The organism is Streptomyces sp. SID13726 (genome assembly GCF_010548375.1).
In the GTDB taxonomy this organism is placed as follows: domain Bacteria; phylum Actinomycetota; class Actinomycetes; order Streptomycetales; family Streptomycetaceae; genus Streptomyces.
Genome location: NZ_JAAGLY010000004.1, coordinates 191,985 through 213,419, shown reverse-complemented (window position 1 = coordinate 213,419; position 21,435 = coordinate 191,985). Strand labels below are relative to the sequence as shown.

At 69.9% G+C, this 21,435-nt stretch carries 21 protein-coding genes; 12 read left to right on the top strand and 9 right to left on the bottom strand.

The window, feature by feature from the left end:
* Positions 1-75 precede the first annotated feature (75 nt).
* Positions 76-987, top strand: a complete 912-nt coding sequence (locus G3I78_RS12240; protein ID WP_164423473.1) for a YihY/virulence factor BrkB family protein — start codon at positions 76-78, stop codon at positions 985-987.
* On the opposite strand, the gene G3I78_RS12235 is transcribed toward G3I78_RS12240, so the two are convergent.
* Positions 932-2,239: a D-alanyl-D-alanine carboxypeptidase gene (locus tag G3I78_RS12235; protein ID WP_343243727.1), complete on the bottom strand. Its 1,308-nt coding sequence runs from the start codon at positions 2,237-2,239 to the stop codon at positions 932-934. The genes G3I78_RS12240 and G3I78_RS12235 overlap by 56 nt on opposite strands.
* Positions 2,240-2,330: 91 nt before the next feature.
* Here G3I78_RS12235 and G3I78_RS51925 point away from each other — a divergent pair, with 91 nt between their 5' ends.
* The 4 genes from G3I78_RS51925 to G3I78_RS12215 all read left to right on the top strand — a co-directional run bounded on the left by G3I78_RS51925 (position 2,331) and on the right by G3I78_RS12215 (position 6,167).
* Entirely contained in the window at positions 2,331-2,573 is a 243-nt protein-coding gene (locus G3I78_RS51925) for a hypothetical protein (protein ID WP_164423469.1), read from the top strand.
* 23 nt (positions 2,574-2,596) lie between these two features.
* Positions 2,597-3,901, top strand: coding sequence for a metallophosphoesterase (locus tag G3I78_RS12225; protein WP_164423467.1), 1,305 nt, complete (start codon positions 2,597-2,599; stop codon positions 3,899-3,901).
* A gap of 188 nt (positions 3,902-4,089) precedes the next feature.
* Positions 4,090-5,646: an ABC transporter substrate-binding protein gene (locus tag G3I78_RS12220; RefSeq protein ID WP_164423465.1), complete on the top strand. Its 1,557-nt coding sequence runs from the start codon at positions 4,090-4,092 to the stop codon at positions 5,644-5,646.
* Positions 5,647-5,768: 122 nt separating this feature from the next.
* Positions 5,769-6,167, top strand: a complete 399-nt coding sequence (locus tag G3I78_RS12215) for an ATP-binding protein (protein ID WP_164423463.1) — start codon at positions 5,769-5,771, stop codon at positions 6,165-6,167.
* Between the two features lie 56 nt (positions 6,168-6,223).
* On the opposite strand, the gene G3I78_RS12210 is transcribed toward G3I78_RS12215, so the two are convergent.
* Both G3I78_RS12210 and G3I78_RS12205 read right to left on the bottom strand, forming a co-directional pair.
* Positions 6,224-7,681, bottom strand: coding sequence for a HAMP domain-containing sensor histidine kinase (locus G3I78_RS12210; protein WP_164423461.1), 1,458 nt, complete (start codon positions 7,679-7,681; stop codon positions 6,224-6,226).
* Positions 7,678-8,379 (bottom strand): response regulator transcription factor, encoded by a 702-nt coding sequence (locus tag G3I78_RS12205; RefSeq protein WP_164423459.1) that lies wholly within the window; start codon positions 8,377-8,379, stop codon positions 7,678-7,680. The genes G3I78_RS12210 and G3I78_RS12205 overlap by 4 nt, the downstream gene beginning before the upstream one ends.
* Positions 8,380-8,547: 168 nt before the next feature.
* On the opposite strand from G3I78_RS12205, the gene G3I78_RS12200 reads away from it, so the two are divergent.
* Positions 8,548-10,962 (top strand): MMPL family transporter, encoded by a 2,415-nt coding sequence (locus tag G3I78_RS12200; protein ID WP_164424165.1) that lies wholly within the window; start codon positions 8,548-8,550, stop codon positions 10,960-10,962.
* A gap of 23 nt (positions 10,963-10,985) precedes the next feature.
* On the opposite strand, the gene G3I78_RS12195 is transcribed toward G3I78_RS12200, so the two are convergent.
* A complete protein-coding gene (locus G3I78_RS12195) occupies positions 10,986-11,738 on the bottom strand; it encodes a TetR family transcriptional regulator (RefSeq protein WP_164423457.1) in 753 nt (250 codons plus the stop codon).
* Positions 11,739-11,832: 94 nt separating this feature from the next.
* Positions 11,833-12,258, bottom strand: a complete 426-nt coding sequence (locus G3I78_RS12190; protein WP_164423455.1) for a VOC family protein — start codon at positions 12,256-12,258, stop codon at positions 11,833-11,835.
* A gap of 126 nt (positions 12,259-12,384) precedes the next feature.
* Between G3I78_RS12190 and G3I78_RS12185 the strand changes: the two genes are divergently transcribed.
* The 4 genes from G3I78_RS12185 to G3I78_RS12170 all read left to right on the top strand — a co-directional run bounded on the left by G3I78_RS12185 (position 12,385) and on the right by G3I78_RS12170 (position 16,310).
* Positions 12,385-12,840, top strand: a complete 456-nt coding sequence (locus G3I78_RS12185) for a TM2 domain-containing protein (protein ID WP_164423453.1) — start codon at positions 12,385-12,387, stop codon at positions 12,838-12,840.
* Positions 12,841-13,051: 211 nt separating this feature from the next.
* Positions 13,052-13,396, top strand: coding sequence for a DUF2752 domain-containing protein (locus G3I78_RS12180; protein ID WP_164424163.1), 345 nt, complete (start codon positions 13,052-13,054; stop codon positions 13,394-13,396).
* Positions 13,397-13,443: 47 nt separating this feature from the next.
* Positions 13,444-13,836, top strand: a complete 393-nt coding sequence (locus G3I78_RS12175) for a hypothetical protein (RefSeq protein ID WP_164423451.1) — start codon at positions 13,444-13,446, stop codon at positions 13,834-13,836.
* Between the two features lie 2 nt (positions 13,837-13,838).
* Positions 13,839-16,310, top strand: a complete 2,472-nt coding sequence (locus tag G3I78_RS12170; RefSeq protein WP_164423449.1) for a DUF4132 domain-containing protein — start codon at positions 13,839-13,841, stop codon at positions 16,308-16,310.
* Positions 16,311-17,016: 706 nt separating this feature from the next.
* Here the strand turns inward: G3I78_RS12170 and G3I78_RS12165 are convergent.
* Complete coding sequence (locus G3I78_RS12165; protein ID WP_164423447.1) at positions 17,017-17,823, bottom strand: hypothetical protein; 807 nt, start codon at positions 17,821-17,823, stop codon at positions 17,017-17,019.
* 197 nt (positions 17,824-18,020) lie between these two features.
* Here G3I78_RS12165 and G3I78_RS12160 point away from each other — a divergent pair, with 197 nt between their 5' ends.
* Positions 18,021-18,635 carry a Uma2 family endonuclease gene (locus tag G3I78_RS12160; protein ID WP_164423445.1) on the top strand — a complete coding sequence of 205 codons (615 nt, stop codon included), beginning with the start codon at positions 18,021-18,023 and terminating at the stop codon, positions 18,633-18,635.
* A gap of 114 nt (positions 18,636-18,749) precedes the next feature.
* Positions 18,750-19,673, top strand: a complete 924-nt coding sequence (locus G3I78_RS12155; protein ID WP_164423443.1) for a hypothetical protein — start codon at positions 18,750-18,752, stop codon at positions 19,671-19,673.
* Here G3I78_RS12155 and G3I78_RS12150 read toward each other — a convergent pair.
* From G3I78_RS12150 to G3I78_RS12140, 3 genes are all read right to left on the bottom strand, one after another.
* Positions 19,632-20,183 carry a hypothetical protein gene (locus G3I78_RS12150; protein ID WP_164423441.1) on the bottom strand — a complete coding sequence of 184 codons (552 nt, stop codon included), beginning with the start codon at positions 20,181-20,183 and terminating at the stop codon, positions 19,632-19,634. The two genes, G3I78_RS12155 and G3I78_RS12150, sit on opposite strands and share 42 nt — an antisense overlap.
* Before the next feature lie 199 nt (positions 20,184-20,382).
* Entirely contained in the window at positions 20,383-20,703 is a 321-nt protein-coding gene (locus tag G3I78_RS12145) for a hypothetical protein (protein ID WP_164423439.1), read from the bottom strand.
* A complete protein-coding gene (locus G3I78_RS12140; protein ID WP_164423437.1) occupies positions 20,693-21,379 on the bottom strand; it encodes a hypothetical protein in 687 nt (228 codons plus the stop codon). The genes G3I78_RS12145 and G3I78_RS12140 overlap by 11 nt, the downstream gene beginning before the upstream one ends.
* Positions 21,380-21,435: the final 56 nt, after the last annotated feature.

The window sequence follows — 21,435 nt, the reverse complement described above, 5'->3', positions numbered from 1 at the left end:
CACGGCCTACGCCACCACCCCGGGTTTTCGGGGTACCCGTACATCGGTCTTCCGCACGGAGGGCAAGATCCGATCATGGACTGGCTGAAGAGACTCCCCGTCGTCGGGCCCCTCTGGGTGCGCCTGACGGCCACGCACGCGTGGCGGTCGTACGAGCGACTGGACCGCGTGAAGTGGACCAGGCTGGCGGCGGCGATGACGTTCACCAGCTTCGTCGCGCTGTTCCCGCTGCTCACCGTGGCCGCCGCCGTCGCCGCGGCCACGCTCAGCACCGAGCAGCAGAACGAGCTCCAGGAGAAGATCGCCGACCAGGTGCCCGGCATCTCCGAGCAGTTGAACATCCACGACCTGGTCCAGAACGCCGGCACCATCGGCCTCATCGCCGGTGCCGCCCTGCTGTTCACCGGCATCGGCTGGGCCGGCTCCATGCGCGAGTGCCTGCGCGCGGTGTGGGAGCTGCCCGACGAGGAGGAGAACGCGGTCCTGCGCAAGGGCAAGGACCTGGGCATCCTGATCGGCCTCGGCGGCGCGGTCCTGGTCACCCTCGCCATCTCCACCGTCGCCTCGGCGCTGGTCGACAGGATCGGCGGCGAACTCGGCCTCCAGGAGGGCGGCGCGGGCCGCGTCCTGCTGCGGATCGCCGCGTTCGCCATCGCCGTACTCGCCGACTTCCTGCTCCTGCTGTACGTCCTGACCCTGCTGCCCGGCGTCGAGCCGAGGCGTCACCGGCTGGTCGTCGCCGCGCTGATCGGCGCGGTCGGCTTCGAACTGCTGAAGCTGCTGCTGAGCGGCTACATGCAGGGCGTCGCGACGAAGAGCATGTACGGCGCGTTCGGCGTCCCCGTCGCCCTGCTGCTGTGGATCAACTTCACGGCGAAACTGGTGCTGTTCTGCTCCGCCTGGACGGCGACGGGGAGCAAGGAGCAGGAACTCACTGACGAGTCGAGCGACGACGTACCAGATCCGGCAGCGGCCAACGGCGGTTGACGAGGAACGCGGCGCCCGCGAGCAGCACCAGGAGGCCGCCGGTGACGGCGAGCGCGGTCCCGACGCCGCCGGAGCCGCCGTTCGCCGTCGAGGACGCCACCGGCTTCGCCGAAGACCCCGCCCCCGAGCCGCCGGAGCCGCCCCCCCCCTCGCCCGCCTCACCGGAGGCACCCGGCTGGGCACTGGCCCGATCGGCGCCCTTGGGCGGCACCAGCTCACCCACCGGCTCCACCTTGCCGGCCGCCTTGAAGCCCCAGTCGAAGAGCTTCGCGGTCTCCTTGTAGACCTCGTTGTGCTCTTCCTTGGAGGGGTTCATCACGGTCACGAGCAGCACCCGGCCATTGCGCTCGGCGACCCCGGTGAAGGTCGAACCGGCGTTGGTGGTGTTGCCGTTCTTGACGCCCGCGATGCCCGGGTACTGCGAGATGTCGTAGTCGCCGCTCAGCAGCCGGTTGGTGTTCTGGATCTCGAAGGGCTTGCGGACGGTCTTGCCCTTCTTGTCCTTCTTCGTCTCGCCCGGGAACTTCGCGGTGACCGTGGAGCAGTACTCGCGGAAGTCCTTCTTCTGGAGCCCGGAGCGCGCGAACAGGGTCAGGTCGTAGGCGGAGGAGACCTGCCCGGGGGCGTCGTAGCCGTCCGGGCTGACCACGTGCGTGTCGAGGGCCTGGAGCTCCTCGGCGTGCTCGTTCATCTCCGTGACCGTCTTGGCGACGCCCTTGTTCATCGCCGACAGGACGTGCACGGCGTCGTTGCCGGAGCGCAGGAACACCCCGAGCCACAGGTCGTGCACGGTGTATGTCTCGCCCTCCTTTATGCCGACCAGGCTGGAGCCGGCGCCCATGCCCGCGAGGTCGGAGGGGACGACCTTGTGTGTCTCGGTCTTGGCGAACTTCGGCAGCACGGTGTCCGCGAAGAGCATCTTCATGGTGCTCGCCGGAGGCAGCCGCCAGTGCGCGTTGTGCGAGGCGAGCACGTCACCTGACTCGGCGTCGGTGACGATCCAGGAGCGCGCGGTGATGTCCTTGGGCAGTACCGGCACGCCGTTCGCGAGATTGACCTGCGTGCCCGCCTGGCCGAGCCGCGCGCCGCCCACCTTCGACATGTTCGCCGGGGGAGTGGCCGAGGGACTGGTGCTCGGCGACGGACTGGGGGCCGCGAACGCGACGGGCGTGGTCAGCGCGAGGGACGACAGAGCGGCGGCGGAGGTGACCAGCAGGGATCGCCCGGCGGTCTTCTTGTGGGGTGCGGACACGCTCAGGAACGTACATGCCGCCGGGTGCGAAGTCCCACCGCCCTCCCCACCCCGGCGGCCGAAGCGGACAACGGTCCGCGATACTGGACCCATGAAGCTCAGCCGCCCCGTCTCCTGGTTCCTGCTCGCCTTCGGGGTGTGGAGCTGGATCATCTGGGTCACTTTCGTCAAAAATCTAGTCGCGGACGCCAGCGGGCTCGCCTTCGACGACGCGGGCGACCCGACGGGGTACTTCTGGGTGCACCTGCTGCTGGCCGTCGTCTCCTTCGTATTGGGGACGGTCGTCGGGCTCATCGGGTTGCGTGGAGTGCGCGCACTGCGTGGGAACTCATAGCCGACCGCGGGAGTTGGCACATCGTGATCGTCGTCTTCGCGCTGCTCGCCCTGGCCGTCCTGGTGACGGCCAACTGGTACCTGTGGCGCCGCCTGTTCCGTGACACCACCCGCGGTCCAGGACGGGCCCGCAGGGTGGGCGCGGCCGTCATCGGCGGCGGCTGGGTGCTGGCGATCGGCGCCCTGGTCGCGGAGCGCGCGCACGCGCCCTTCTGGCTCCAGCGCGTGCTGGCCTGGCCCGGCTTCCTCTGGCTGGCGCTGTCGGTCTACCTGCTGCTCGCGGTCGTGGCGGGTGAGGTCGTACGACCCCTGCTGCGCCGTTTCCTCGAACGCCGGGACGGGCGCGGCGAGCCGGCGGCCGTGACCGCCGTACCGCATCCGGAGCGGGTACCGGCGGGAGCGCCGGCGGAGGAGCGCCAGGAGGCCGTGAGCCCGACCCCTGGGCCCCATGAGCCCGGCGGGGCCGGACCGCAGGGGCCCGCTGCGCCCGCCCTCGCGAACGGCCCCTCCCGCCGTCTGTTCGTCTCCCGCGTGGTCGGGGGCGCCGCCGCCGTGCTCGCCGCGGGGACCGTCGGCTATGGCACCTACGGCGTGCTGCGCGGGCCCAGGGTCAAGCGGGTCACCGTGCCGCTCGCCAAGCTCCCGCGCGCGGCGCAGGGCTACCGGATCGCGGTCGTCAGCGACATCCACCTGAGCCCCGTGCTCGGTCGCGGCTTCGCCCAGAAGGTCGTCGACACCATCAACTCCACCCAGCCCGACCTGATCGCGGTCGTCGGCGACCTGGTCGACGGCAGCGTGAAGGACCTCGGCCCGGCTGCGGCCCCCCTTGCCCAGCTCCGGGCCAGGCACGGCTCGTTCTTCGTCACCGGCAACCACGAGTACTTCTCCGGCGCCGAGCAGTGGGTCGACGAGGTACGGCGCCTGGGCCTGCGCCCGCTGGAGAACGACCGTACGGAACTGCCGTGGTTCGACCTCGCCGGTGTCAACGACATCGCGGGCGAGAGCGAGGGCCAGGGCCCCGACTTCGCCAGGGCCCTCGGTGACCGGGACACGGCACGCGCGTGCGTGCTCCTCGCCCACCAGCCGGTCCAGATCCACGACGCGGTCGACCACGGCGTCGACCTCCAGCTCTCCGGCCACACCCACGGCGGCCAGCTCTGGCCAGGCAACTTCTTCGCGGAGGCGGCGAACCCGACCGTCGCAGGCCTGGAGCGCTACGGCGACACCCAGCTCTACGTCAGCCGCGGCGCCGGCGCCTGGGGCCCGCCCACGCGCGTGGGTGCCCCGTCGGACATCACGGTGATCGAGCTGGCGTCGAAGCAGGCCTGAACACGAGACCTTCGGCGGGAGACCCTGTGGAAGCCCTGTGAAACATGGCCGAAACTCCTTGCGGTAACGTCTTTCCCAACTCGACAAATCCCTCTTCCCCCAGGTGAAACACCTGTGGTTAGGTGATCCGCGCCACTAGGGGGTGGCATGTGCACTGGGACCCGTAGGGGTCCGGGGAGGGCAAACCGATGCGATCGGTTCGCATGCGGATTCTCGCGACGCTGCTCGTTCTGGGAGTCGTGGGGGTGGGCGGCTGGCAGCTGCTGCCGTCGCAGGAGGACACCGGGAAGACGATCAAGGTGGGGACGACGGACGCCGTCACCTCACTCGATCCGGCGGGCGCCTATGACGCCGGCTCCTGGGCGCTGTTCAACAACGTGTTCCAGTCGCTGCTGGCCTTCGAGCCGGGCAGTGCCACTCCGGTGCCCGACGCGGCCGAGAGCTGCGGTTTCGAGGGCACCGACCTGCGCACGTACCGCTGCGAACTGCGCCAGGGCCTGAAGTTCCCGAGCGGCCGCGAGATGACCGCCCAGGACGTCAAGTACTCCTTCGACCGGGTCAAGAAGATCAACTCCGACGTCGGCCCGGCCGCCCTGCTGGACACCCTCCAGTCGGTGAGCGCCAGCGGCCGTGACGTCACCTTCCGGCTCTCCTCGCCCGACGCCACCTTCCCGTTCAAGGTGGCCACGGGCGCCGGCTCCATCGTCGACAGCTCCAAGTACCCGGCGAACTCCCTCCGCAAGGACAGCGGTGTCGACGGCACCGGACCGTACGAGCTGACCTCGTACACCAAGGAGAAGAAGGCGGTCCTCGCGCCCAACGGCAGCTACAAGGGCATGATCAAGAGCGCCGGACGCCCGGTCGAACTCGACTACTACACCGACTCGACCAAGCTGAACAACGCCTGGAAGGGCAAGCAGCTCGACGTCGCCTACCGCCAGCTGCCGCCGGACGTCCTCGCCGGACTCAACCCGAGCGACCCGGGCCAGCGCGTCTCGGAGGCCGACAGCTCCGAGATCCGCAACCTCTACCTCAACACCCGCGCGGGCAGGCCGCTGCACGAGACCAAGGTGCGCCAGGCCATGGCCTGGCTGATCAACCGCGAGCAGCTGGCCGCCTCGGTGTACGAGGGGACCGTCGACCCGCTCTACTCGCTGATCCCGACCGGCATCACCGGCCACACCACGTCGTTCTTCGACACCTACCCGGAGCCCAGCGTCAAGAAGGCGCGCGCCCTGCTCACCGAGGCCGGTGTGACCACGCCGGTCAGCTTCACCTACGGCTACGGCCTCAACAGCGGGTCCGCCGAGGCCGAGGCGAAGCAGCTCAAGAAGCAGCTGGAGGCCGGCGGCCTGTTCAAGGTGACACTCAAGGGCTACGAGTGGACCGACTTCCAGAAGCGCTGGGCCTCCGGGAAGCTGGACGCGTACGCGGTCGGCTGGGTGGCCGACTACCCCGACCCGGACACCTACGGCGGCCCGCTCGTCGGCACCGAGGGCACCATGAACACCGGCTACAGCAGCCCCGAGGTCGACCATCTGATTCAGGACAGCCAGCGGTTCGCCGACCGTGGTGAGGCCGAGCAGGACTTCCGCGATCTCCAGGCGTCGGTCGCCAAGGACGTCCCGGTCATCCCGCTGTGGCAGGCCAAGGACTACGTCGTGACCAGTGAGGACGTCGGCGGCGGCCAGTACCTCTCGGACGGCACCGGGGTGTTCCGGCTGTGGCGCCTCGACTGGATCTGATCCCGACGCGATCGCGCCGTATCTGACGCATTTCCATGGAACTGACATTCGCCCGAGTGACGCCGGGCAGCCACTCAACGCAGCACCATGTGACGGAGGTGTGCGCGGGGTGAGGAGTAAACGTGTTGAGACGCAACTCCTTTCGGCTGCCGCGGCACCCGGCCTCCGTCGGCCTGGCCCGGCGCCGGGTCCGGGACCATCTGGCCGACTGGGGGCACGGGCCTGACGATCAGGCGTTGGCCGACGCGGTGCTGCTGGTGTCGGAACTGGCCACCAACGTGGTCCGCCACGGACCGCTCCTGGAGCGCGAGTTTGAGGTCGCGGTGACCGCCCTCGCCGACGGCTCCTGCCTCATAGAGGTCTCCGACGAGGGCCGGCTGGAACCCCGGCTGCGGGTGGTAGGGGAGTGGGAGGAGACCGGCCGGGGCCTGCATCTCGTGGAGAACATCGCGGCCGCGTGGGGGGTGTGGAGCCGCGGCCGGCACGGCAAGACCGTGTGGGCCCTGGTACTGGCCGACTGAGCGGCCGTAGAAGCGCGTCCAGCGCGTCCATGACCTCTACGACCGTACGGGCGCCTCTACGACCGTACGGGCGCCCGGGACGGCAGCGTGACCGTCACCGCCAGCCCCTCGCCCGGCGCCGTGCGCACCGCCACCTCGCCGCCGTGGGCCCGCACCACGCCCTGCACGATCGCCAGGCCCAGACCGCTGCCCGCGCCGCCGCCGGTCCGGAAGAACCGGTCGAAGACCCGCGCCGCGTCCTCCGCGGGCAGCCCCGGCCCCTCGTCCGCGACACACAGCCGTACGACCCCGTCCTCGCGCTCCACGCCCAGCCGCACCGGCACCTCGGCGGGTGTGTGCGTGCGTACGTTGCCCACCAGGTTGCCCAGCACCTGTCTGAGCCCCGACTCGTCGGCCCGCACCAGCAGCGAGCCCTCGGCGGCGACCTCGACGGGCCGCTCGGGCTGCTGGACCCGCAGGTCCTCGGCCGCGTCCCGCACCAGACGGCTCAGGTCGACGTTCCTGAAACGCAGTTCGGGCTGCTGGTCGAGGCGGGCGAGGGTGAGCAGTTCGTCGACGAGCCGCCCCATGCGGTCGGTCTCCGCGAGGACCCGCTCCCAGGCCCGCTTGCGCTCGTCGAGGTCGCGCAGCATGCCCTTGTCGTACAGCTGGAGGTAGCCGCGTATCGCGGACAGCGGGGTGCGCAGTTCGTGCGAGGCGTCGGCGACGAAGCTGCGCAGCTGGGCCGCGCTGCGCTCGCGCGTGCGGTACGCCGACTCGACCTGGTGGAGCATGGAATTGAGGGCGACCCGCAGCTGCTCGACCTCCAGGGTGGCCTCGCGGCTGGAGGGCACGCGCCGGGTCAGGTCGCCCTCGGCGATCGCCGACGAGGTCTCCACCATGTCCTCCAGCGGCCGCATCCGGCGCCGGACGCTGAACATCGTGAGACACGCCAGCAGGGCGAGCAGCAGGCTGCCGATCGCCAGGTCGAGCCGGACGGCCTTGGCCACGCCCTGGTGCAGGACGTCGGTGGGCGCGGCGAGCAGCGCGTAACTGCCGTCGCCCAGGCGGGCCGCCGTGGTGCGGTAGGTGGAGCCGTCCAGGGTGACGTCACGCGGCCCGGAGTCGGCGGCGAGCGCGCGCGGGTCGCCGACCGCCCGCGCCAGGCCCCGCTGGGCCTCGGTCGGGTCGAAGCCGAGGATCCCGATCGGCTCGCCCCGGCTGTCGACGGCCGCGAAGACGGTCTCGCCCGAGCGCTCGTCGCTCGACTCCTGCTTGTCCGGCATGAGCCGGTCGCGCACGAAGCTCAGCATGCTCAGCGAGTCGATCTCCCGCAGGGTGAGCTGCGAACCACCCAGGGAGTCACGGGTCTTGATGAGCTCGCGGTCGATCTGGTCGAGCAGGTAGTACCGCATGCCCATCACGCTCACGACGGTCGCCGCGACGATCCCGATCGCGAGCAGCGCCACATTGGCCAGCGTCAGCTTGCCGCGCAGGGAGTGGATGCCGTGGCCGCAGCGCACCTTCAGGTTCATGCGAGCCCGTATCCGACACCCCGCCGGGTGGTGATCACCGGCGGGCCCAGGACGTCCAGCTTGCGCCGCAGATAGCTGATGTAGGTCTCGACGACGGTCGACTCGGGCGGGGTGTGCTCGTACTGCCAGACATGGCGCAGGAGTTGATCCTTGGGCACGATCCGGCCGCCGTTGCGCACCAGGAACCGCAGCAGCGCGTACTCGGTGGGGGTCAGCTCGACCGTACGGCCGTCGCGGTGCACCGAGTACGTCGTCTCGTCCAGCTCCAGATCGCCGTAGCGCAGCAGGGGGCGCTGGGGCAGGACGTCGGCGGGGCGGGTGCGGCGCAGGACCGCGGTGATCCTCGCGACGACCTCGTCGATGTTGAACGGCTTGGTGATGTAGTCGTCGCCGAAGCCGAGGGCGCCGACGATCTCGGCGGGGGAGTCCCGCGCGGTGAGGAAGACCAGGGCCAGGTCGGGCCGCCGCGCCCGCAGTTCGCGGCCGAGGGCGCGGCCGTCGCCGTCGGGCAGCATCACGTCGAGCAGGGCCACGTCCGGCCGGGTCCGCCCGGTGAGCGCGAGCGCCTCGCGGACGGAGCCCGCCACCATCACCTCGAAACGGTGGTAGCGCAGGGCGATGGCCAGGACGTCGGCGATGCTCTCCTCGTCCTCCACCACCAGCACCGTGCCCGGCTGTGCCGTCTCTCCCCCAGTCATGTCCCCAGTATCGGCCGGGCCACTGACAGTCGGGCCGGATCCCGCTTTGGAGTTCCTTGAGAGTCATGGGCGTCTCATGTCCACGCGCGCGTGCCGCCGCCAATCCTGTTGCCCAGGACCTGGGGGACCAACCGACCGACCTACTGAGGAGAGTTGAGCGTGGCGGCATTGGCACGCTGGTGCTACCGGCACCGGCTGGTGGTCCTGTTGCTGTGGGTGGGGGCGCTGTTCGGGCTCGGCGCGGCGGGTTCGTCCGCGGGCACGAACTACGCGGACGTCTTCTCACTGCCCGACACGGACTCCAAGACGGCGTACGACCTGATGCAGAAGGCCTTCCCGGAACGCGCGGGCGACACCGACACGGTGGTGTGGAAGGTCGACGAGGGCTCGGTACGGGACGACTCCGTACGGTCCCGGATCGAACCCGCGCTCAAGGAGATCGGCGCTATGAAGGGCGTCGGCGAGGTCACCGACCCGTACGGGGCGCGCGGTGCGGCACAGATCAGCGAGGACGGGCGGATCGCGTACGCCCAGGTCACCTTCGCCGAGCAGGCGAACGCCGTACCGAAGGACCTGGTGCAGGACGTCGTCGACACGGCGGAGCACGCGCGCGGGGACGGCCTTCAGGTCGAACTCGGCGGACAGGCCATCACGCGCGTGCAGGAGCCGCCCACCGGGACCGCCGAGATCGTCGGCATCCTCGCGGCGGCCGTCGTGCTGTTCCTGGCCTTCGGCTCGGTCTTCGCGATGCTGCTGCCGATCCTGGTCGCCCTGTTCGGCGTGGGCACCGGCGTGTTCTCCACGACCCTGCTCAGCCATGTCACCGACGTGCCCGAACTCGCCTCGCTGCTCTCCACGCTGATCGGCCTGGGCGTCGGCATCGACTACGCGCTGTTCATCGTCACCCGGCACCGCAAGGGCATCCAGCGCGGCCTCGACCCCGAGGAGGCGGCGGTCACCGCCCTCGACACCTCCGGGCGGGCCGTGCTGTTCGCGGGCGGCACGGTGTGCATCGCGCTCGCCGGCATGCTGGTGACCAACCTGCGCTTCCTGGACGGCGTGGTCATCGGCACCTCGCTGACCGTCGTGCTCAGCGTCCTCGCGGCCGTGACGCTGCTGCCGGCGCTGCTGGGCCTCCTGGGCCACCGCGTGCTCAGCCGCCGCCAGCGGCGCAGGCTCGCCGCGGGCGGCTCCGGCACCCAGCGCCCGAGCGGTCTCGCAGCCCGCTGGTCCGCGACCGTGGAACGCCGCCCGCGCGCGGTGGCCGTTCTCGCGGTCGCCGTCATGGCACTGCTCGCCGTCCCGCTGCTGTCACTGCGCCTCGGCACCGTCGACCAGGGCAACGACGAGGCCTCGTCGACCACCAGGAAGGCGTACGACCTGCTCGCCGAGGGCTTCGGCCCCGGCTTCAACGGGCCGCTCCAGGTCGTCGTGAAGGGCGACGCCGGCCCCTCCCTGGTGACGGCGATCCGGCAGACGGACGGCGTGGCCCAGGCGGCCTCTGCGCCCCCAGCAGGCGGCGTCACGGTCATCCAGGTCGTTCCGACCACCTCACCGCAGGCCAAGGAGACGGACGAACTCATCGACACCCTGCGGGACCGGGTGATCCCAGCCGCGGGCGTGGAGGGGCACGTAGGGGGCGTGACGGCGGTCTCCAAGGACTTCGCGTCGGTGACCGCCGACCGGCTGCCGCTGTTCATCGCGACGATCATCGGCCTGGGCTTCCTGCTGCTCCTGATCGCCTTCCGCTCCATCGTGGTCCCCCTGACGGCCGCCCTCATGAACCTGATCGCGGCGGCGGCCTCCTTCGGCGTCCTGGTCGCGATCTTCCAGTGGGGCTGGGGCCTGGACCTGCTCGGACTCGGCAAGGAGGGCCCCATCGCGGCCTTCCTCCCGATCATCATGCTGTCGCTCCTCTTCGGCCTCTCCATGGACTACCAGGTGTTCCTGGTCAGCCGTATGCACGAGGAGTGGGTCCACACGCGCGACAACGCGCGCGCGGTACGCGTCGGCCTGGCCGAGACCAGCCGCGTCATCAACAGCGCCGCCCTGATCATGGTCTGCGTCTTCCTGGCGTTCGTCCTCAGCGGCGACTACGGGGCCGCGATGGCGGGCGTGGGACTCGCCGCGGCGGTCGCCCTGGACGCCTTCATCCTGCGTACGGCCCTGGTGCCGGCCGCGATGCATCTGCTCGGCGACTCCAACTGGTGGCTGCCGCGGTGGCTGGAGCGGCGGCTGCCGCATCTCGCCGTGGAGCCCAAGGAGGAGGCGGTCGCTGCGGCGCCGGTGGCGAACGGCCCGGCCTCCGTCGTCCACGGCTTCGTCCGTACGGCCGACGGTGATCCGGTGGCGGGCGCGGCCGTCAGCCTGCTGTCGGGCGGGGGACGCCAACTGGACCGCGTGGTGTCGCTGGCCGACGGCTCGTACATCGTCTCGGTCCCGGCGCCGGGGACGTATCTGCTGGCGACCACGGCCGCGTCGTACGGCTCCCGCGCGCGGCACGTCGTCGTGGGCGAGGGGCCGCTGGTGTACGACGTCGAGCTGGCGGAGGTCTCCGAGGGCGAGGTCGACGCCGTCAACTGAGCGGACGCCGTCGGGTTGGGCAACTACGGCTTCCTGCCGGGGTCCGGGATCATCTTCGTCATCCCCGGCAGGAAGTCCGTGAACAGCTCGTGGACCTCCCGTACGAGCGGCCGCAGCACCCGGAACCGGGCCAGCGTCACCCCCCGCGCGGTGAGCCTGGCGCCCCGCTCGGCGAGCCGGTAGCTCCGCTCCCGCCCCTCCGTGCGGTCGAAGATCCAGTACAGGACGAGGCCCATCTGGGAGAGCCACATCAGTTCGGGCAGGACGTCCCGCAGCTCCTCCGGCACCTTCGTCCGCGTCGCGCCCCGCAGCACCTCCCGGTGCACCGAGATGGCCTCCACGCGCGCGTGCTCCGACTCGGGCGAGAAGGGGCTGAGCGGGCTGTCGGGGTCGGCGGCGTTCTTGAAGAACTGCACCGCGAACTCGTGGTACGGCTGTGCGATGTCCAGCCACGCCTTCAGTACGCCCGCGAGCCGTGCCTCCAGGTCGCTCTCCCGGGCCAGGACCTCGCGGACCGCCACCTGGTGCTCGGCGGCGATCCGGTCGTAGAAGCCCTGGATCAGGTGTTCCTTGCCGGCGAAGTAGTAGTACGCGTTGCCGACCGAGACCCCGGCCTCCTGGGCGATGGCCCGCATGGTGGTCCGGTCGTACCCGCGCTCCTGGAACAGCCGCATCGCCGTCTCCAGGATCAGCGCGCGCGTCTGCTCGGACTTGCTCGTCGGCTCGGACTTGCTGGGGGTACCGCCCTCACCGGGGCCGTCGTTGTTCGCGGGCACGCACGAAAGCCTAATCAGTGGCGCGGTCGCCGTTGTCGCGGCCCGGTGAGGCGGGGGAGCCGCTTCAGGCTCGGGGCTCTCGGGCCCGTCGCGCTCAAGCCCGTTGTGCCTGGGTTCGCCTGGCCAGCTGTGGCCGCTTGGTGTAGTCGGTGAGTCCTACGACGTTCCCCCAGGGGTCGGCGGTCTCGACGGTCCAGCCGGTCGCCACCGAGAAGGGCTCGTCGAGCAGCGCGATGCCCGCCGCCCGCACCTCCCCGGCGGCCGCCTTGGCGTCCGGTACCTCCAGCCACACGCGTGTGGCGGGCCACGGCGGTGGCCGGTGCCCGAGCCCGTCCTCCTGGCGCAGCAGGATCCCGGGGGTCTCGGCGCCGACCTTCAGCAGGGCGATCCCGGCCTCGTCGAGCCGGAAGCCCACCGTGAAGCCCGCGCGCTCGTAGAAGGCGACCGCCTCGCCGAGGTCCCCGACGGGCAGCAGCACGTTGTCGAATCCGAGCAGTTCGTACGACTGGTCATCTGACATGTCGTCAGATTAAGCCGGGTGTCACGGAACAGGCTTCTGCGACGCGGTGTCCGTCGTGCATGATGACCGGGCTCATTGTCGTCTTTTCGCGGGTCCGCCCGCTTCGGTCCCCAGGAGCAGTCCCCCTTGAGCGAGCAGCAGGGTCACGAGCAGTACGGTCACGAGCAGCGGGCTCATGAGAAGCAGGGCGGTCAGCAGGGTCCCCCGCCCGGCCCGCCGCCCGGTCCTCAGCAGGGATACCAGCAGCAGGGATATCCGCCGCCGGGGTACCCGCCTCCCGGATTCCCGCCGCCCGGCTACTACCCGCCGCCTCCGGGGACGTACACGGGCGACCCCAACGCCCCCTACGGCTACGACCCGTACGGACGCCCGTACTCCGACAAGTCCAAGGTCATCGCGGGCATCCTCCAGCTCACCCTCGGCGGCTTCGGCGTCGGACGCTTCTACCTCGGCAACGTCGGCATGGGGCTCGCCCAGCTCTTCACCTGCGGCGGCCTCGGCATCTGGTCCCTCGTCGACGGCATCCTCCTGCTCACCGGGAACGACCACACCGATGAACACGGCCGGGTCCTCCGCAGCTAGGGCGGAGGGCGCCGGGGCCGGGGCGTCGCCGGGCGCCGGGCCCGCAATCGGGACGCCACCGGTCGCCGGGCCCGCCGCCGGGGCGTCGCCGGGCACCGAGTCCACCATCGGGACGTCACCGGTCGCCGAGCCCGACGTCAGGACGTCACCGGCCGCCGAGTCCTCCGTACGGCGTTCCCCGCTCCGCCACCCCGCGGCGGCGCCCGCGGCCATGCTCACCGCCGCGGCCGCCGGTGCCGTGTACCTCTACCGCACCGACCCGCACGAGCCCGGCCACCTCCTGCCGCAGTGCCCGTTCCGGATGCTCACCGGGCTGCTCTGCCCGGCCTGCGGCGGCACCCGCATGGTGTACGACCTGATGCACGGTCACTTCGCCGAGGCCTGGCTGGACAACCGGGTCCTCCTGCTCGCCTCCCCGTACGCCCTCGTCCTGCTGGGCCGCTGGGCGTGGGCGGGGCTGCGCGGCCGCCGCTGGCGCCCCACCCTGAGCCCCCGGGCTCAACTGCTCGTGCTCGCGGTCGCCGTGACCTGGACGGTGGTCCGCAACCTCGTCTGATCGCCGGGGCAGGGGCCGTTGTCAGTGGCGGCTCGTACTGTTTTGGCATGGGAATCGTGATGTTCGTCGACGAGACGACAAGCGGGAGCCGCAGCGACGGCTGGGGGCTGGAGATCGCCGAGGAGCGGCTCGCCGTGCGCGAGTTGATCCGCCGCCGGGTCTTCCAGGAGGTCGCCGAGTACAACGCGCGCACGCCCGCCGTCTTCCAGGGCCTGGTCCAGCCCGAGGACACCGAACGCGTGCTGAACGGCTACGCGTTGCGCACGCCCCGCCGCATAGACCCCGAGACCCAGACCGAGCTGGCCCTCAAGGCCTTCGCGGGCAACGGCTTCCTGGTGCTGGTCGGCGACCGCCAGGCCACCGAGCTCGACGAGGAGATCGACCTCGTACTGGGCACCGAGGTCACCTTCCTGAAGCTCGTCCCGCTGGTGGGTGGCTGACCATGGGCGAGATCCAGAAGTACAAGGACCTGATCGGCCGCCGCGTCGCCGACGGCGACCTGGAGCAGCTCGCCGTCGACATGCTCAAGGCCGCCTGCGTCAACAACGGCCACTGGGGCGGCCTGTGGACCGGAGTCCTGGACCGGCTGCGCGAACTGCCGCCGGAGACACGCCAACTGCTCGTCGACGGCCTGGTCACGCAGTACCACTCGCCGGAGGCGGGCCCGGTCGCCCGCGGCAACGCCCTCACCCTGCTGGGGATCGTCTCCCGCGACCTGCCCGACGCCCCGCTCGTCGCGGAGCGGCTGCGCAGGCTCGACGAACTCGCCCGGCAGAACTGCGTCTACTACACCTCGCGTCACGAGACCCTCGCCGAGGCCGAACTCGTCGCGGGCCGCAGGCTCGCCCCCGCCGTGGTGGCCGTCTTCCGCCGCTCGGCCGTGAGCACACACTGGGAGCCGACCCTGGCCGAGCTGGCCAAGAAGCTCACCGAGCCGCCCCTCAACGTCGGCGAGGAATGGGCCGAACAGGCCCTGCGGGACACCGAGTCGGCAACCGGCCCCGCCTGGAAGGACCTGCTCGCGCACACGGCGACCGCCACCGCGGCCAAGCCCTCCGCCAAGTGGGACCAGCAGGCCACCGCCCTGATCGCCGCGCTCGGCGCCGACCACGTCCGCGAGACCGCGCTTCCCTGGCTCGCCCTCGTCGGCCGCCCCCGCACCTTCGAACTGGAACGCGGCCCGTACGAACCGGACGTCAACAGCGCCTACGACCCCTACAACGCGAACGCCCTGCGCGGTCTCGCCTGGCTGCTCTCCCTCCTCCCGCCGCACCCCGGCACCGCCCGCGCCCTCGGCACCCTCGTCGAGACCTCCCTCAAGAAGGTCGCCGGCCTGGGCCCGCGCAACCCGAAGGTCGCCAACGCCGGGGTCAACGCCCTCGCCCGCATCGACAGCGAGGCCGCCCTCGCCGAACTGGCCCGCCTGGCCACCCGGGTGACGTACAAGAACACCGCCAAGCTGCTCGACGCGGCCCTGGAGACCCGCGCCGCCGCCCTGGGTCTCAGCCGCGAGGAGATCGAGGAACTCGCCGTGCCGGCGTACGGCCTCACCGAGGTCGGACGCGCGGAGCACCGGCTCGGCGAGGTCACCGCCGTCCTCGAAGTCCAGGGCTCCAAGGCCGTGTTGACGTGGAGCAACGCGAGCGGCAAGCCGGTGAAGAGCGTCCCCGCCGCCGTACGCCGGGATCATGCCGAGGAGCTGAAGGAGCTCAAGGCGGCTGTCAAGGACGTCGACAAGATGCTCTCGGCCCAGAGCGAGCGCCTGGACCGCCAGTTCCTGGCGGACCGCACCTGGCCCTACGCCGCCTGGCGCGAGCGCTACCTCGACCACCCCCTGGTCGGCACCCTCGCCCGCCGACTCCTGTGGACGGTCGACGGCACGACGGTCGGCTTCGCGGACGGCGCCCTGCGCACCCTCGCGGACACCCCGGTCACCGAAGGCACCGAAGTCCGCCTCTGGCACCCGGTGGACCACGCCCCCGCCGAGATCGTCGCCTGGCGCGACTGGCTGGAGCGCCACACCGTCACCCAGCCCTTCAAGCAGGCCCACCGCGAGGTCTACCTGCTCACGGACGCGGAGCGCGCCACCGACACCTACTCCAACCGCTTCGCGGCCCACGTCCTGCGCCAGCACCAGTTCCACTCCCTGGCGGCGGCGCGCGGCTGGACCAACAGACTCCGCCTGGCCGTCGACGACGAGGCACCCCCGGCCACCCGCGACCTCCCGCGCTGGGGCCTGCGAGCCGAGTACTGGATCGAGGGCGAAGGCGGCGAGGACTTCTCGGGCATCACCGACTCCGGCTCCTTCCTGCGGCTGCGCACCGACCAGGTCCGCTTCTACCCGATCGACGCCCCGCAGAACTCGGCGCACTGCTGCGGCGGCGAGTACCGCATGTGGCTGCGGGACGGCGCGAACCCGGTCGACCCCCTGCCCCTCTCCGCCGTCCCGCCCCTGGTCCTCTCCGAAGTCCTGCGCGACGTCGACCTGTTCGTCGGCGTGGCCAGCGTCGGCAACGACCCCACCTGGCAGGACGGCGGCCCCGGCGGCCGGTTCCGCGAGTACTGGACGTCGTACGGCTTCGGCGAGCTCAACCAGAGCGCCGAGACCAGGCGCCTGCTGCTGGACCGTCTGATCCCCCGCCTCGCGATAGCCGACCGCTGCACCCTGGAGGGCCGCTTCCTGCACGTCAAGGGCGACCGCCACACCTACAAGATCCACCTCGGCTCGGGCAACATCCTCCGTACCCCGAACGACCAGTACCTCTGCATCGTCCCGAAGTCCAACCCGTCCGCACCGCAGGCCGGTTACCTGCCCTACGAGGGGGATCGCATGCTGGCGGTCATCCTGAGCAAGGCGATGATGCTGGCGGCCGACACGAAGATCACGGACCCGACGATCCTGAGTCAGTTGTGAGAGGTCGTGAGGCTGCGAGGCAGGGCTGCCGTGACCTGGTCTGGGCGTCCTGAGGTCTCCCGAGGAGCCGTCACGCGTACGCGTACCCGTCCCTGATGATCTCCCGGCCACGGCCCGGCGCGGACGTTCGTCTCGGACTCCGGGCGGCCCCCGCGTCGGCCAGGTACTCACCACGTCCGCGATCAGCCAACGAGGCAGGAAGTAGAGGAGGTTGACGACGAGTTCGAGAGAGTTCGGGTCCTCGGTGGGCTGGACGTAGTAGTGCCAGGTGTCCCCGCTGGTGAAGTGACCGAGCTCGTGGCCCAGCAGGGCGATCCGCTCCTGCGGGGTCAGCACTTCCCACAGCGGCAGCCCCAGCGTCAACAGCCGGCAACGGACACCGAGATGCGTGTACGCCGAGGGCGAGGGCGTAGGCGAGCGGACCGGAAGCGCTGAACCGCCGCCGTCCGCCACCGTCTTCACCTCTTTCGCCCCCGCCGCTCAACTCGGTGAAGAGCCACTCGCCGTACCGCCGCGCCAGCGCACGGCGCACCCGGTACAGCCCGCGCACCACGTGGTGAACCGTCTGTCCGTACGGATCTCCACCCCGCAAACGACACGGCCTCTTCTCCAACGGCACGCACCACTGCTCCCTGCCCCTCCCAGGGACCCTCCGCTCAAGACCGCCGAAGTGGATCGCACTCCGCGCACGGGCACAATCCCCGGCTCAGCTCCTGTTCGCGTTCCCGTCCCCGCAGCCGCCCACCCGCCGGGTGCTGAGCGCGATGTCGTCCATCCGGATGTCGTACGACGACGGCGTCGGGTTCGCCTGATAGAGCTGCCAGCCCAGCTTCAGCTTGTCGAAGCGCGGGAAGACGAAGTCGTCGGACGTTCCGCCGTGCACCTTGGTGGACACGGTCAGGTCGCTGCGCTCCACGCCGTCGAGGTACACGCTGACGCGGTTGTCGGAGGCGTCCAGATGGAACTCGACACACTGCCAGGCCCCGGCGACGGCCGGCGACGACGTCTTCCAGGACGTCCAGTCCCCGGTGGGCCCGAGATCCGACCCGGCCCCCCAGAAGTTGCCGTTGTCGGTGGGCGCGTACTGGCCCCCGAGCGGCCGCACCAGCGTCGGCGAGTCCGCCCCCGACGCCTCGGCGATCGTCCAGTGCGCCCAGTCGGGAGCGATGGGAAACCCACCGACCCGCAGCCGCACCCGCCCCCAGAAGCTGTTGCCGGGCGGGGCGAGCTCATCGAACACGAGGAAGGCCCGTCCGTTGTCCTCGGTGCGGATGCGCAGTTCCCGCCCGTGCCCCTTCGCACCGGGTACGACGGTCAGCGTGCCGCCTGCCGAGTCGGTGGTCCAACCGCGCCCCTCGGTGACCGGCCCGAGGGGAAGCCGATCGAAGTTCTCCCGGACGAACGTCTTCCTGTGCGCGGTCCCTGACGTGGGTGCGGCCGAGGCAGTGGGGGGTATCACGAGCAGCGCGACCGCGGCGGTGGAGAGCGCGACGGCTTTTCTCAGGAGTGCCATGGCGGCAGTCTGCGACCGCGACCACACAAGTCACAACAGCCGCATAGGACTTGGCCGGCCTTGAGCCTCCGCCTGTCTTGATCACGCGGTCGATACTGAACGACTCGTGCATTGGATCACTCGATGAGGTGAGGCGGCTGCCGTTCTCGCTGGCTACGCTGAACCGAATGGCGAGACTCCGTCCCATGGGAGCACCGATGAGCGCCGCAACCGACGACGGCATGGACGACGAGCCGGCGTACCGCTGGCCGATTCCGCCTGCCGAAGGCTGGACTGCGGACGACCTCGACCGGATTCCGGGACTCCCCCCGCACACGGAGTTGATCGACGGGAGTCTCGTCTTCATGAGTCCGCAGACACGCTTCCACAGCCGGACCATGCGTCTGCTGGACAACGCCTTGTTGCGGCAAGCACCGGACCACCTGGACGTGGATCGTGAGATGACGATCAGGCTGGACTCGAAGAACCGTCCAGAGCCGGACATCGTGGTCTTCCCGGTGGACGCGGTGACCGGCCCGAACCAGACCTGGTACGAGCCGGAAGACATCCTTCTGGCCGTCGAGGTCGTATCGGCGGACTCCAGAGAACGCGACCGCGAGGTCAAACCTCACAAGTACGCGGCCGCCGGCGTACCGCACTTCTGGCGTGTCGAGCAGGACGACGACAAGGGCTTCCCCGTCGTCTACGTCTACGAACTCGACCCGGCCACGAAGTCCTACGGGCTCACCGGCATCTTCCACCAGCGCCTCAAGGTCTCGGTACCGTTCGACATCGAGATCGATCTGACAGGGATTGACCGACGAGGTCGATGACGACGAGCCCGTGTCCCTTCCCCGCGCCGTACAAAACGTCAAGGCCTGTCCAGAACGCGAGTGTCTAACTCATACTTGTGTTCCGTCAGGATGCGTTGGGGAAGGTCGGGCTTGGTGCGACGGCTGCTGGCAGTCAACTTCGTGCCCAGTGCGCTTTTCGTGACCTGTGCATGGGTGTTGAGCAGGGCGGGCAGCTTCGGCGGGCGCAGCGACTGGGCAGTGGTTCTGCCGACGGCTGTGCCTGGCCGCATCGAAGCCGTGCTCGGCATAGCGTCGTGCGCGAGCGTGTTGGCCATGCTTCTGTCACCGTTTCAGGTCCGAGCGGTTCGGGCTCTGGAGGGGTACTGGGAGCGCTGGAGGATCACTGCTCAGCTGGCGGGAGTGTGTACTGAGATTCAGCGACGGAAGTGGGTGGCGCTGAACGCGAGGGCACGCCAGGCTCCGTCGAACGAAACAGTCGTACGGCTCTCAGCCGATGCCCAACGGCGCCTCGCGATGAAGCCGTCCCCGGATGTCCTGCTCCCCACCGCGCTCGGCAATGCCTTGCGTACGGGAGAGATCACCGCAGGAGAGCGGTACGGCCTTGACACTCTGATCTCCTGGCCGCGCATCTACATGCAGCTCCCGCCCCGCATGCATCGCACACTCCAGTCGGCGCGAGACGCCCTGGACTCGGCGGCCAATCTTTGTTGGAGTTTCCTCGCCTCGGCCTTGCTGTCAGGGGTTTCCTTCTACGACGAGCCGCGTGTGCTCTGGATTCCGGCAGCAATGTTGGTCGTTGCCGCACTTGCGTACAAGGGGGCCGTGGTCGCGGCTCAGAGCTATTCGTCCCTGATGCGCGTGGCTTACGACCTGCACCGCTTTGACCTGCTGGACGCGTTGCACCATCGCCTTCCTGACAAGGCGAACGAGCGTGAAGTCTTCGAGCAGGTGACGGACTCGTTGGCAGGGGAGTGGATCGCGGACCTGCCCTATAGACACGGCTCACTGCGGAAGTCAGCCGTATGCGATGCTGACCGCGCTGCAGACAGCCAATAGGTGTATGTCGACGTCGCCCTGATGTATGGCTGATTCAGGTGTCCTGTCCTGTCCCCGCCCTTCGGTGACTCGGGTGAGCAGCTTGCCGGACGTATGGAGCCTGACCCGCCAGAAGCGTGGCACCAGCAGATGGACGTGGCCCGCGACAGCAGTGATGTGCACAGCCGAAGGAACTGTCGAGGTGTCGGCTGCGGTGAGATCCGCGCGGAGTTCACCACAAACGGCTCGGAAGACGAGCAACTCGTCGCTGTTCAGCGGAACACGCACCCGCCCGGTGGAGAAGACGCGGCTCCACCGGTTTCGTCGATCACCTCGACTGGCGCTCAGGAGCAAGGCAAGCCCGAGGCCGGCCAAGAGGAGCGGGGTGCCCAGAGCCACAACGGATCGCACATCCAGGTTGCGGGACAGGGCAAGGCCACACAAGGCGGCTGCCGCAAGGACGGCCGGGCCGATCAGAGAGCTGATGGAGATCGCGGAGCGCAGCAGATTGAAGGCCGCGAGTACCAACAAGGCCCAGGGCCACCACTCACCTACGACGTGGAGAGCCGCCCGGATTCGATGAAAGGCATCCCCGAGCAGGAAGCATCCAACGGAAAGCGCGGCCGAACCAGCCCATATTCGAGGCCGCGTCGCCGCGCCCTTCCCGTTCTCGCCGTCCCTCACCGCGACCTGTCTCCGGTGTTGTCTCTCCGTCAGGCCGTCATGTTACTCACGCCGTCGGGGGTGTTCCTCCGGCGGTGCCCCCGAAGTACGTCTGCTGGATCTTCAGGGCCTCAGCCTCGGCTTTGCGCGGGTCCGGCTCATTGGCCAGGACGCATCCGGGAAGAAAACGGCCGGGGCAGGTCGTGGGTTTGTGATTGACGGTGCTCTTGGCGTCGAAAAGAAGTGCGGCGACAGCCGCCGGACCCTCCTTTTGTGCCTTTTTCCATCGTTGTTTGGATATCCAGCCGTACATGCCAGTGAACGGGGCCCGGCAGATGGGGCAGTGGTGCGTCACCCCCTGACCCGGCAGGACGACTTCATGCATCATCGTGGGCCCTCCTTTCGACCGGAGTCCCGGGCGCAGAGGCGTCTCCGCCGGGACCCTCGACGTGTACAGGGGCAGTCGGCGAACCCTCGAGGGGAGGGCTCATGGCGGGGGTGTGGGGCACGTTCAGCTTCAGGGCCCAGACCAGCTCTCCGAGCGTGAGAGCCAGGGCCACCGCCATCGCCGCCCAGCGGACACCGGATTGTTCGGAATCAGGCTTCGGCATCAGACAGCCTGCGAGTCCCAGGCCGAGAAGCACGGTTCCGACGTTGTAGGTGTACACGGCTGGACGAACCTTGATCTCCCATGTGTTCCGGGCCACCGCCAGTGTGTGCACCTTGCTGTCGCTGCCCTCGGGATACGGATCCGGGGCGGCCCCGACGAACCAGTGATCGAGTTCGTCCTCTGTGAACCGGTACATCTGGGCCCGGAATCCGAACTGCACGCTGGCTATGAGACTGGCTGCCGCCAGCATGAGGCAGAGCATGGCCGCACCGGGCCAGCGGAATTTGATCTCGTCAGCAGCGACCACGCCGGTAAGAGTCACAGCAGCGGCGGCCAGCATGGGAGCTGCCACGTTCACGGCCGAGTGGACGGATGCCGGATAGCCCGCTCCCGGAACGGCTCGTGAGGTCTCGCTGTCTTCCGGATCATGAGGCCGGGCACCGCGCTTGTCCATGCATCCGCCTCTCGTGTGCCACGTCGTCGGATGTGCCTGGATCGCACCGATCCGGA